Origin of the sequence: Allobosea sp. Root381, from assembly GCF_001429395.1 — a bacterium.
Taxonomy (GTDB): Bacteria; Pseudomonadota; Alphaproteobacteria; order Rhizobiales; family Beijerinckiaceae; genus Allobosea.
This window is the reverse complement of record NZ_LMJT01000012.1, coordinates 111,648-123,378: the sequence shown is the minus strand read 5'-3', so window position 1 is coordinate 123,378 and position 11,731 is coordinate 111,648. Positions and strand designations below refer to the sequence as shown.

General features: G+C 64.4%; 8 protein-coding genes and 2 pseudogenes. 7 read left to right on the top strand and 3 right to left on the bottom strand.

Annotated features, from left to right (window positions below):
• The first annotated feature begins 44 nt into the window (after nucleotides 1-44).
• From ASE63_RS12055 to ASE63_RS12030, 6 genes and pseudogenes are all read left to right on the top strand, one after another.
• A complete protein-coding gene (locus ASE63_RS12055; RefSeq protein ID WP_056801246.1) occupies nucleotides 45-1,718 on the top strand; it encodes a peptide ABC transporter substrate-binding protein in 1,674 nt (557 codons plus the stop codon).
• Between the two features lie 180 nt (nucleotides 1,719-1,898).
• Nucleotides 1,899-2,925: pseudogene (locus tag ASE63_RS28360) on the top strand (ABC transporter permease).
• A 29-nt stretch (nucleotides 2,926-2,954) separates the two neighbouring features.
• Nucleotides 2,955-3,828, top strand: a pseudogene (locus ASE63_RS12045) (ABC transporter permease).
• A gap of 33 nt (nucleotides 3,829-3,861) precedes the next feature.
• Nucleotides 3,862-4,761 (top strand): LysR substrate-binding domain-containing protein, encoded by a 900-nt coding sequence (locus ASE63_RS12040; protein WP_056801244.1) that lies wholly within the window; start codon nucleotides 3,862-3,864, stop codon nucleotides 4,759-4,761.
• Nucleotides 4,762-5,059: 298 nt separating this feature from the next.
• A complete protein-coding gene (locus ASE63_RS12035; RefSeq protein ID WP_082609869.1) occupies nucleotides 5,060-7,255 on the top strand; it encodes a TonB-dependent siderophore receptor in 2,196 nt (731 codons plus the stop codon).
• Nucleotides 7,255-8,433 carry an ABC transporter substrate-binding protein gene (locus tag ASE63_RS12030; RefSeq protein WP_056801242.1) on the top strand — a complete coding sequence of 393 codons (1,179 nt, stop codon included), beginning with the start codon at nucleotides 7,255-7,257 and terminating at the stop codon, nucleotides 8,431-8,433. The genes ASE63_RS12035 and ASE63_RS12030 overlap by 1 nt, the downstream gene beginning before the upstream one ends.
• A gap of 544 nt (nucleotides 8,434-8,977) precedes the next feature.
• On the opposite strand, the gene ASE63_RS12025 is transcribed toward ASE63_RS12030, so the two are convergent.
• From ASE63_RS12025 to ASE63_RS12015, 3 genes are read right to left on the bottom strand one after another with little or no spacing between them, the layout of a single operon-like run.
• The gene (locus tag ASE63_RS12025) at nucleotides 8,978-9,598 is read right to left on the bottom strand and encodes a glutathione S-transferase family protein (protein ID WP_056801735.1); all 621 of its coding nucleotides are present in this window, start codon (nucleotides 9,596-9,598) and stop codon (nucleotides 8,978-8,980) included.
• Nucleotides 9,599-9,654: 56 nt separating this feature from the next.
• Nucleotides 9,655-10,110 (bottom strand): Rid family hydrolase, encoded by a 456-nt coding sequence (locus ASE63_RS12020; protein ID WP_056801239.1) that lies wholly within the window; start codon nucleotides 10,108-10,110, stop codon nucleotides 9,655-9,657.
• A gap of 50 nt (nucleotides 10,111-10,160) precedes the next feature.
• Nucleotides 10,161-10,568: a DUF1622 domain-containing protein gene (locus tag ASE63_RS12015; protein WP_056801732.1), complete on the bottom strand. Its 408-nt coding sequence runs from the start codon at nucleotides 10,566-10,568 to the stop codon at nucleotides 10,161-10,163.
• A gap of 234 nt (nucleotides 10,569-10,802) precedes the next feature.
• Between ASE63_RS12015 and ASE63_RS12010 the strand changes: the two genes are divergently transcribed.
• A complete protein-coding gene (locus tag ASE63_RS12010; RefSeq protein WP_056801237.1) occupies nucleotides 10,803-11,696 on the top strand; it encodes a LysR family transcriptional regulator in 894 nt (297 codons plus the stop codon).
• Nucleotides 11,697-11,731: the final 35 nt, after the last annotated feature.

Here is an 11,731-nt window from a genome sequence, read left to right as displayed (position 1 = left end):
GAACACGAGGCTGAAGACAGCCCGTCAAAAGAGGGGATACCACCATGTCAGGCCATGATTTCAAGGGGACGGATCTGCGCCGCCGCGCGGTGCTGGCGCTGGGCCTCGCCGCCGGCGCCGGCTCGCTTCTCGCACCGGCCTTCACTGCTCGCGCCCAAGGCAGGCCTGCCGGCCCGCCGTCCAAGCCACGCGGCCAGGTGGTCGCCGGCATTTCGCAGGAACCCACGGTCTTCAACCCGCTGATGCCGGGCAGCGAGGTCGACCAAGGCGTCTGGTGGCAGGTCTTCAGCCCGCTCTGGTTCATCGATCCGGAAGGGCGCGCTGTCCCCGACCTCGCGCGCGAGGTTCCCGGCGTCGCCAACGGCGGAATTTCGCCGGACGGTTTGAACTGGAAGATCAGGCTCAGGACGGACGCCAAATGGCATGACGGGACGCCCTTCACCGCCGAAGACGTCAAATTCACGCTCGACCTGATCAACACGCCCGGCTTCCGCGCTCGCAACCGCGTGGGCCACGACCTCGTCAAGGATATCACCGTCGTCGCGCCGGACGAGATCCACTGGCGGATGGAACGCGCCTATTCGCCCTATCTCTCGATCCTGGCGCTGACATTCATCGTGCCCAAGCACCTCCTCGGGCAGGTGAGCGATCCGAATACCGCCCCCTTCAACAGTGCTCCCGTTGGAACTGGGCCGTTCCGCTGGGGCGAGCGTGTCGCCGGTGACAGGATGCTGGTGCAGGCCAATCCGGCCTATCACGGCGCCGGCCCGCATCTCGAGCGTGTCGTGTTCAAGTACATCCCCGACCTGACGGCGCTCTACACGCAGTTCAGGACCGGCCAGGTCGACTATCTCGGTATCGGCGGCATCCCGCCGCATGCAGCCAAGGAGGCCGAGGGCCTGAAGGGGCGCAAGGTGTTCCGCTCGCCGACGCCCTTCATCGAGCATATCGCGCTCAACCTGGAGTTCGGCCCCTTCGCCGACAAGGCCGTTCGGGAAGCGCTTTATCTTGCGATGGACAAGCAGGCCCGCATCGACGCGATCTATTACGGCCTTCCGGTCGCCACGGAGTCCTTCCTGCCGCGGCAATCATGGGCTTTCGAGCCGGAGCTGCCGGTGCATCGCCACGATCCGGCCAAGGCCAACACGCTGCTGGACGCCGCAGGTTGGAAGCGTGGCTCGGACGGTGTCCGGCAGAAGGACGGGATGCGCCTGGCGTTCTCCAACTCCACCACCACCGGCAACCCGGCGCGCGAACAGTCGCAGCAGCTTCTCCAGCAGGATTGGGGGCAGATCGGCGCGGAGATGAAAATCGCCAATATGCCGGCGGCCGTGATCTGGGGCGAGTTCTGGCAGAAGTCGAAATTTGAATCCGTCACCGTCGGGTCGAATTTCATGGTGGGCAACGATCCGGACGTGACGCCGCGTTTCGGCAGCAAGTCGATCCCCGCGAAGCAGGGGGCCGGGCTCAACACCTACCAGTACCAGAACGCCGAGCTCGACGGGCTCCTGGAACTCGGGGCCAGCCAGTTCGACCAGCATGAGCGCAGGAAGACCTATGGGCGAATCCAGCGCATCGTCCGCGACGACCTCGTGCTGCTGCCGGTCTACCAGTCGGTCATGGTGGAAGGGGTTAAGGAGGGGCTCAGCGGATTCGCAGCCAACATCAACTGCTCGTCCAACTGCTGGAACCTGCGTGACTGGTACTGGGCGGCCTGAGCGCTCATGAGCTCCTTTCTCCTGCAACGGCTGCTGCAGGCCGTCGTCCTGCTGCTGATCGTTTCGGTGATCGGCTTCTCGATCCTGCATCTGGCGCCGGGCGGGCCGCTGTCGCAGTTCGCCGCCGGCCCTTGGCGGCCCCCCGACCCCGGGCCAATCCCGCACCGTCGTGCCGGCGGNCTGCTGCAGGCCGTCGTCCTGCTGCTGATCGTTTCGGTGATCGGCTTCTCGATCCTGCATCTGGCGCCGGGCGGGCCGCTGTCGCAGTTCGCCGCCGGCGGCGACATGACCCAGGCCGATCTGGACCGCATCGCGGAACAGCTCGGCCTGAACCGGCCTTTGCCGGTGCAGTACGCCGAATGGCTCTGGCGCATGCTGCGTGGCGACTGGGGAGTGTCCTACCGCGACCAGCAGCCGGTCCTGCACATCATCGCCGCGCATATCGGAGCGACGCTCGAGCTGATGCTGAGTTCGACGCTGCTCGCCATGCTGCTCGGCGCCTGGATCGGCATCCTCGGCGCGATCCGGCGCTATTCGGTGTTCGACTCGCTCGCCACCACTGAGTTCGACGCTGCTCGCCATGCTGCTCGGCGCCTGGATCGGCATCCTCGGCGCGATCCGGCGCTATTCGGTGTTCGACTCGCTCGCCACCATCGGAGCGATGATCGCGCTCTCGATCCCGACCTTCTGGTTCGGGCTCGTGGTGATCTACGTCTTCTCGGTCGGCCTCGGCTGGCTGCCGGCGGGCAACCGCTACACCATCGGCGACGCCTCGCTCCTCAACCGCATCCACCACCTGATTGGGCCCTGCATCGTGCTGGCGCTGGTCTCGACCGCCGTCTGGAGCCGCTACATGCGCTCCTCGATGCTGGACGTGATCAACCAGGATTTCGTCCGCACCGCCCGCGCCAAGGGCGTGCCGGAACGGCAGATCCTGCTGCGGCACAGCCTGCGCAACGCGCTCCTGCCGATGATCACCATCACCGGCTTGCATGTGCCGACGCTGCTCTCGGGCGCGCTCGTCACCGAAACCGTCTTCACCTGGCCGGGGATGGGGCGCCTCTTCCTCGATTCGATCAGCTATCGCGACTACCCCGTGGTGATGGGCATCCTGATGTTCACGGCCGTGCTGGTGCTGCTCGGCAGCCTGATCGCCGATCTGCTCTATGGCATCGCCGATCCCCGTATCGCGAGGAGCGGCCGATGAGCCTGCAGCCGACCGTCGATGCGCTGCCGATGGGGCCGGAGGGGTTCTGGAACAGCCGCGGCATGCGCCGCTTCCGCCGCCACAAGCTGGCCGTCTTCGGTGCGGCGAGCATCATCCTGCTGACGCTGGCCTGTATCGTCGGGCCCTGGCTGCTGCCCTATACCGACACCTTCATCGACATCCGCCAGCGGACATCCGCCAGCGCTTTGCGCCGCCCTTTGGCGGATCGCATATCCTCGGCACCGACCCGCTCGGGCGCGACATCCTCGCAAGACTCTTGATGGCCGGGCGGATCTCGCTCGCCGTCGGCTTCTCGGCCATGGCGATCGCGATGGCGATCGGCATCATGGTCGGGCTCATCGCCGGCTTCTACGAGGGCGTCATCGGGGCTGCGCTGATGCGCTTCGTCGAYGCGATGCTCTGCTTCCCCTCGATCTTCCTGCTGCTGGCGATCTCGGCGCTGATCCAGCCCTCCGTGCCCTCGATCGTGATGCTGATCGCGATGACCTCCTGGATGGAGGTCGCSCGYGTCGTCGAGGCGCAGATCCGCTCGCTCAAGACCCGCGAGTTCGCGCAGGCCGCGGTCGCGATGGGGTCGAGCAACCTGCGCATCATGATCCGCGAATTGCTGCCGAACGCCGTGGCACCGATCGTCGTCGCGGCGACGCTGAACGTCGCCCATGCGATCCTGGCCGAAAGCTACATCTCCTTCCTCGGCTACGGCATCCAGCCGCCGACGCCGAGCTGGGGCAACATGCTCGAAAGCGCCCAGAGCTACCTGACCAGCGCGCCCTGGCTCGCCATCATCCCCGGCCTCGCCATCACCCTCGCCGTCACACGAGCTTCAACTTCGTCGGCGATGGCCTAAGGGACGCCCTCGATCCGAGAATGGACGGGCAGTGAAAGGATGCGTAGAATCCTGAGGAGGAGGCCGAGATGAGCCGCAGACTGCCTTCGCTCAATGCTCTGCGCTGCTTCGAGATCGTGGCGGCGCAACTCAGCATCAAGAAGGCAGCGCTCGTTTTGAACGTCAGCGAGAGTGCCGTCAGCCGCCAGGTCAAGATCCTGGAGGATCAGCTTGGCGCCGTGCTCTTCATCCGCAGCCATAACGGGCTTGAGATCACCGATGAGGGGCGCCGCCTTGCGCTCAGCGTCAAGGAAGCCTTCGACCACATCGCAAACGCCATCGATCCGTTCCGCAACGAGCGCAATGCGGTGACCATCAAAGTGCTGCCGACATTCGCGCTGCGCTGGCTGCTGCCGCGGCTGCGAGCGTTTCAGGAGCGGCACCCGCTGATCAAGGTCAACGTCCATACGCGCCTGAACGACATGACGCTCAATGACAACGATGCCGATCTCGGCATCCGCTACGGCATTGGCAACTGGCCTGCCGATTGCGCGACCGAGCTCTACCCGGAATGGATCCTGCCGGTCTGCGCGCCCGGCTATCTCGAAGCGCGCGGCGTCGAGACCGATCTCAGCGCGGCCACGCTGCTTCACCCTCTGCCGGATCGACGCGACTGGGCGACCTGGTCGGAAAAGTCCCACACCGCGTTGGATGCGCGCAGCGGTCTTGATTTCGATGCACTGGACATGGCTCTTAGCGCGGCAGAGGCCGGGCTGGGCGTCGCCATGACCGACGTCGTCCTCGCGCATGAAGCGATCCAGTCCGGCCGGCTGGTCGTGCCGCTGCGCAAGGCGGTACCGACCGGCTTCTCCTATTATCTCGTGCGGCCGCCGGAGATGCGCCGCCGACGCGAGGTCGTCGTCGTCGAAGACTGGATTCGCAGCGAAATCGAGGACGCGCGCGCGCTGGTCGATCGATACGCCGCCTGACCCCCAGGCTTCTGTTTTTTAGAGGCTGCCCCCGGAAAATTGCCATCGACGAATCCCGGGCCTTATCGGCATCGTCGGACGATGTCTGGCCAAAGCACGGCGCGCCGATGCAGTGCGCGGCCTCGTCACATCAACATCAGGAACTCATATTAAAGTAATTACAAATTACACGTTGCATATAAACGACACGGCAGATTGATAATTCCAGCATCATAAAATATTATTGACTCGCATCGTCAGTCGAATTCAAGAGATCGGTCAATCGACACTTTCGATTTTACCGAAGGCCTGAAATTCCATGACGATTTATGCGTTTCCGAAGAACTTCATTACGACGAAGCGGCGCCGCCTCGCGAAGGCTGCGACGGCCAAGGCCTGCTCGGCCGCCCTGGCCATCGCGAGCGTTCCGCTGGCCTGCGCGCCTGTCGCGGCCCAGAGCCCGGTCCAGCTCGACGAGATCGTCGTCGATGGTGTGGCCGCTTCGCAGGTCCCGCCGGCTTTCGCCGGAGGCCAGGTCGCGACCGGCGCCCGTCTCGGAATCCTCGGCAATACCGAGACCAGGAAATCGCCCTTCAGCGTCACCAGCTACACGGACAAATTCATTCGTGACCGGCAGGCGAGGACGGCGGCCGAGGCGCTCGCGCTAGACCCGTCCGTGCGCGCCACGCAAAGCACGGGAGCGCCGTTCGATTCCTTCTATATTCGCGGCTTCCCGGTGAATGAGGGCACGAGCGGAGAGGTCGCGTTCGACGGCGTCTACGGCGTTGCGCCGAGCCTGCGCGTGTTCTCGGACTACGCAGAGCGCATCGAGGTGCTGAAGGGCCCGTCGGCGGCGATCAGCGGGGTCTCCCCCAATGGCGGCATCGGCGGCGTCGTCAACATCGTGCCCAAGCGTGCCGGCGAGGATCTCACCCGCGTCACGCTCGATTACAGCTCGACCGCGCGCTTCGGCGGGCAGCTCGATTTCGCCCGCCGCTTCGGTGCCAATCGCGAATGGGGCTTGCGGGTCGTCACCAACCTGAACGATGGCAAGACGGCCGTCGATCATCAATCCGAGCAGAGCGGTGTCGCCGCGCTGGCGCTGGACTATCAGGGCGAGCGCTTCAGGGCTTGGGCCTATGCGGTGGCGCAGAAGGACAAGTTCGACGCGCCGCTGCGTCCGTTCTTCATGAGGGCGGGCGTGCCCGTGCCCAAGGCTCCCGCTGGAAGGCGCAATGTCACCCAGCCATGGGAGTATTCGGACGTCCAGGACCAGGGCGGCCTGCTGCGGATGGAGTACGACGTTACCGACGGCGTCACCCTGTTCGGCAACGTCGGTGGTTCGCACACCAGCGTCGAGCGCTATTTTGCCTCGGCGCCAACCATCAACAACGCTCTCGGCGACACGACGACGGCGCCGCAATTCTATGATCTCGGCGTCGACCGTCAGATCTTCGAAGGCGGTATCAGGGCGAAGTTCGAGACCGGCTTCATCCGTCACGCCCTGACGATGCAACTCTCCCGCTATCGCGAGGAGACGGCGCGTGAGTTCACCGCCGCGCGTGGCTCATACGCGTCGAACATCTACAACCCGGTCCGCGTGCCAGAGATTGCGCCGCTGCGTCTCGGATCGCGCGCCCGCCTGTCGGACAGCACGCTCACGGGCTTCTCCGTAGCCGACACGCTGTCCGCCTTCGACGAACGCGTGCTGCTGACGCTCGGCGCGCGGCGCCAGAACATCGAGGCGCGCAACTACGTCTCCAATGTCGGGACGCTGTCCTCAGCCTACGACAAGAGCGCGACGACGCCCTTCGCCGGCCTCGTTGTCCGTCCCTGGGAGAACGTCTCGTTCTACGGCAACTATGTCGAAGGCCTCAGCCGCGGCGACATCGCGCCGGCGACCGCGACCAATGCTGGCGAGATTCTCCGGCCCTATGTCGCCCGGCAGATCGAGGCCGGCGTCAAGCTCGACTTCGACGGCTTCGGCGGCTCCATTGCCGCCTTCCAGATCACCCGCCCGATCGGCGAGCTCAGCCCCGCCCGATATTTTGCCGAGACCGGCGAACAGCGCGTCCGCGGCCTCGAATTCAGTGCCTTCGGCCAGCTCACATCGCAATTGCGCGTGTTAGGCGGGATGACCCTGCTCGACGGCGAGCTCACCCGGACGGCGGCGGCGGGCAATATCGGCAACGCCCCGATCGGCGCGCCGCGCATCCAGCTCAATCTCGGCGCGGAATGGGACATGCCTTGGGTCAAGGGCCTCACCCTCAACGCCGCGATCATCCACACTGGCAAGCAATTCGTCGATGCTGCCAACACGCAGGCGCTGCCGGACTGGACGCGTCTCGACCTCGGGCTGCGCTATGCGACCGAGTTCAGCGGCCGCAAGACGACCTTCCGCGCCAATGTGATGAACGTGACCGACGCGAAATACTGGGCGGGTGCGGCCTCCTTCGGCACCTTCACGCAAGGGGCGCCGCGGACCTATCTTCTCTCCATGTCCGTGGACCTGTGATGACGCGGCGCTACCGACCATCCCGGCGCACCGTGCTAGCGGCTCTGGCCTCCACGCTGCCCATTGCGGCGATGAGCGGCAGCGCGACCGGAGCGGCGCCGATCACCGATGTACTCGGCCGCCGGGTTGCCGTCGAGGTTCCCGTCCGGCGCATCCTGCTCGGCGAGGCGCGGCAAATCCATGCGATCGCGGCGCTGGACCGGGAAAACCCCTTCGCCCGCATCGTGGGCTGGGGCGACGACCTGGAGAAGGCCGATCCGGACAGCTACCGCGTCTATGCCGAACGCTATCCGCAAATCGCCACGCTTCCGAAATTCGGCAGTGCGGCGGCGGGCGGCTTCGACCTCGAGAAGGCGATCGCGCTACAGCCGGACGTTCTGATCCTGAACTACGAGGCCGAGCGCGCGAGCGCCGAGACGCAACTCGTCGAGAAGCTCGCCTCCGTGGGCATTGCGGTGCTCTATGTCGATTTTCGGCATGCGCCGCTGCGCAACACCGAGCCGTCGCTGCGCCTGCTCGGGCGCCTGCTCGGGCGCGAGGCTATCGCCGAGCAGTTGATCGCCTTTCGCGAAGAGCAGATCGCCAAGGTGACGGGGCCGATCGCGGCCGCTCAGGGGTTGAAGCGTCCGCTCGTGATGCTGGACCGCATCCCCGGCTATTCCGACGCGTGCTGCATGAGCTTCGGCAAGGAGAATTTCGGGCTTCTGGTCGAGATGGCCGGTGGCCGCAATCTCGGCTCGGAGCTGCTGCCAGGGACCTTCGGCACCATCAATCCCGAGACCATCGTCGCGCGCGATCCCGAGGTGGTGATCGTCACCGGCGGCAACTGGGATATGCTCGCGCCCGGAGGAGCCTGGGTTGGGCTCGGCCCCGGTGCCGATCTTGCCGAAGCCCGCCGCAAGCTTGCGGCTCTGGCACAACGTCCTGCCTTCGCTCATGGGCAGGCGGTCGCGGCAAAGCGCGTCTATGCGATCTGGCACCAGTTCTACAACAGCCCCTATCAGTTTGCCGCGCTGCAATGCATCGCACGCTGGCTCCATCCAGCTCTCTTCGCTGATCTCGATCCGGATGTAACTCTACGAACTCTGCACGAGCGGTTTCTCCCAACCCCGTATCGGCCAGGTTATTGGACGCAGCTTGAGGACTTCCTCCCAGCAGCGCCGAAAAGCCCTGAGTAGGGAACGTGGCCCCCTCAACAGCACTTACTGTGACCCTGCGAGTTAACAGCGCAGCCAAATCATAGCCGCCAGTTGACCCGCTTAGCGCGATTGCAGCGATATAACGGTCGATCTCGCCTTCGACTCATCGTGATGCGAAGGTCCGCTCAGAGGCAAGGATGCCGCTCGATGATCAGCAACGCTTCCAGCGTCTCGCCCGAGAGCAGCGTCAGATATCTCGGCATCGAAGTTGATGATGCATTGCTTCTCTTGGAGCAGACGGATCTTTGATCCAAGACGACGCGGCGGCTTCTGTCCAGCCAATCGACGCTTTTTCGGAGCGCCCTGGGCGCTAGTTCAGGGCCGCAGTTGCGAACGTCTTGACCAAGAGGCGCCAACCTCCCTTACGGAAAAGGGCGGCACGGTCACGTCATGCGGCTCGTGCTGGGTCAAGAGCGGCTCACGCGTTGCTGGTGAACGCGCGACCTTCGAGCGTCCACCATCTTTTCGCCGTTAAGCGACGACGCGCCGACAGTCAGGTGGTGGCGACAATCGTCGCGTACACTCAGCCGCCTTCCTCACGGGCCAGGACGGTCTGCACGGCGGGATCGGCCGCGATCCTGTCGTGCAGCGCCTTCACCTGCGGATACGCGCTCAGGCCGCCCGGCAGCAGCTTCGCCGCCCAGCGGATCATCGGGAAGGCGTAGGCGTCGATGACGGAGCGCCCGCCCTCGAGGATGTATTCCCGGCCTTCAAGATGGCGATCGAGGAAGGCAAACTGCTTCGCGACGAGCTTGTGGCCGGCCTCGACGACGGCCTGCCTCGCGGCGTCGCTTTCATCGGTCGTATAGCGATAGGGCATGAAGATCGGCCAGAAGGCAGCATGGACGTCCGATGTGAAGAATGCCGACCAGCGACGCGCTTCCGCTTCCGCGCGGAGGCCCTCGCCGCCGCGTAGCCCGGCCTCCGGATGCTTGTGTGCCAGATAGTCGAGGATCGCGCCGGCCTGCGTCAGGGTCCAGCCATCGTCTTCGCGCAAGGTGGGCACTGCGCCTGCGGGGTTGATCGCGCGCAGCTCTTTCGAGCCATACTGGATCCTGACCGCCTCGTAAGGCGCGCCGATCCATTCGAGGACGATATGAGGCGCCAGCGAGCAGGCGCCTGTGGCGTAGTAAAGTGTCGGCATGGCTGGTTGCTTCTTTTCCATTTCAATGCGGGGGCAGAGATGTTGCGCGCGGGCTCTCAAGCCAGGGGCCGGTCGACCACCGCGCGGAACGTGACTTCGACGAGTTGTACGGGTTGAGCGAGCGCCGACACGCCGTAGATGCTGCTGGCGCATTGCGGAACATCCGTACCGTACATTTCCTTGCGAACCTTGGCAGCGGCAGCAAAGCCGGCGGGCAGATCGAGAACGAACACGCCTTCTTCCACGACGTCGTCCAGTGTGGCGCCGAATTCGGCGAGCATCTTCCTGGCGTTGACGTATGTCTGACGGAACTGGTTTTCCATCTGAGAGTAGTCGACCGGCTTTCCTGCATCGTCCAGTTCCGCTGGCGCGACGAAATTGCCTTCGCTGTCGTGGCTCAACTGTCCGGACAGGTATATCGTGTCCTTGACCTGTATCGCCTGCACATAGCCATAGGCCTTTTCCCAGGCGACACCGTGGTTCGCGACTTTCCTGGTGAGCTCTGTCTTCATCGAGATGATCCTTTCGTGAGGCGTTTCCGCCGCGTCGACTATCTGGACATTCAGTCCGGGGCCGGCTGCATCGCGCGGCTTTGCCGGGATTTTCGCTGCCACGGCCACTCGCCGTCGATTTCGGCTTCAAGCGAAAAACTGAGGAAGGTGCGAATGAGCACGACGAGGCCGAGGAGCCCGACACTTCCCCAGGTCAGCGGGGATATGATCGTCGCGATGATGTCGGCGCCGATCAGGATCTCGAGGCCCAGCAAGATGCCGCGGCCAAGGTTCGCTCGGTAGCGGATATAGGCCAGTTCGGCCGAATTCGCGTAGCAATCCCTGAGATACGTAACCGAAGCCACTACGACGCCGGCGACGATGACGGCGATCCCGAAGACTTCCAGGCACAACGCCACCGGCTCCAGCACAGGAGCGATGAGGCTCGTCGCACTGGGTCTTTCGCCAAATCCTGCCATGAACTCCTCGACTGCAATGCGACAGCGCCAGACCGAAGCGGATTGCGCCCTGCGCTTGCCCGCCGCTCGCCGGGACGCTCGCTCCATTCTCGCGAGAGACGAGGCGATGCGTGGGAAAGTGAGCGGCCCCTCCAAAGGCCCGTTCCGATCCGCCCCTTTTTTACTAGGCCGATTGCAGGCATTCATAAATTGCAATATTATTCACGATTGAATTGCCAGGACCGAAATAATCTCATGGATCATTACCGGAGCCTTAGGACGTTTCTCCTCGCCGTCGAGAAGAAGAACTTCGCCCAGGTCGCGCGCGAGCTGGACATGACGCCCGCAGCCGTCACGCGCGCCATCGCCGCGCTGGAGGCGGAGCTCGGCGTGCAGCTGTTCGTCCGAACGACGCGACAGGTCTCGCTCACGACTGACGGTGCGATCTACGCCGCGCAGATCAAGCCGGCCCTCGAGACTATCGACCTGGCGCGCCGTGACGTCATGAACGCCAACAAGGTCGATGAAGGCCGCCTCAGGATCAGCGCCCCGGTCTGGCTGGGGAAGGCCGTCCTGCCCGAAATCATCGCGGGGTTCCTGAAGCTCAATCCGAAGATGAGCTTTCAAGTCTCCCTTTCGGACGGGCTGGTGAACATCATCGAGGACGATTACGATCTGGCGATACGCATCTCCCTTCAGCCATCGGACAAGTATACGATCTGGCGGAAGATCTGCGTCGTTCCCAGGATACTCGTGGCCGCGCCCGGCAGCCGTTTCGTGGCGATGAAGCATCCGAGCGAACTCAAGCCAGATGACTGCCTGGCGTATAGCGGCGACAGCCGCCGCGAGACATGGTCGCTGTCCGACGGGGGCTCCACGGTCAGCCTGTCGGCAGGGCGCTTTTTCGGCGCCAATAGTGGCGAGGTTCTCGCTGACATGGCGGCCACTGGCCTCGGCGTAGCGCTCCTGCCCGGCTTCAACATCGCCGAGCATCTGCGGGCCGGCCGCCTGGTGCATGTCTTCAAAGGGTGGGCGCCACCCGAGCTCTGGCTGACCCTCTATTATCCCCCGTTCCAGAAACTGCCTCCGCGCATCGCGGCGTTCTCGAAGTTCTTCGAGGAGCACCTCCCGCGCGATCTGAACCCTTGAACGGGATCGGCGGCGGCGGCGTGGGCTTTCTGAAC

Bases quoted from the DNA above. Each gene is read 5' to 3' on its own strand.
- ASE63_RS12030 (WP_056801242.1), top strand. From the start codon at position 7,255: ATGACGCGGCGCTACCGACCATCCCGGCGCACCGTGCTAGCGGCTCTG.
- ASE63_RS12035 (WP_082609869.1), top strand. From the start codon at position 5,060: ATGACGATTTATGCGTTTCCGAAGAACTTCATTACGACGAAGCGGCGC.
- ASE63_RS12010 (WP_056801237.1), top strand. From the start codon at position 10,803: ATGGATCATTACCGGAGCCTTAGGACGTTTCTCCTCGCCGTCGAGAAG.
- ASE63_RS12025 (WP_056801735.1), bottom strand. From the start codon at position 9,598: ATGCCGACACTTTACTACGCCACAGGCGCCTGCTCGCTGGCGCCTCAT.
- ASE63_RS12040 (WP_056801244.1), top strand. From the start codon at position 3,862: ATGAGCCGCAGACTGCCTTCGCTCAATGCTCTGCGCTGCTTCGAGATC.
- ASE63_RS12055 (WP_056801246.1), top strand. From the start codon at position 45: ATGTCAGGCCATGATTTCAAGGGGACGGATCTGCGCCGCCGCGCGGTG.
- ASE63_RS12015 (WP_056801732.1), bottom strand. From the start codon at position 10,568: ATGGCAGGATTTGGCGAAAGACCCAGTGCGACGAGCCTCATCGCTCCT.
- ASE63_RS12020 (WP_056801239.1), bottom strand. From the start codon at position 10,110: ATGAAGACAGAGCTCACCAGGAAAGTCGCGAACCACGGTGTCGCCTGG.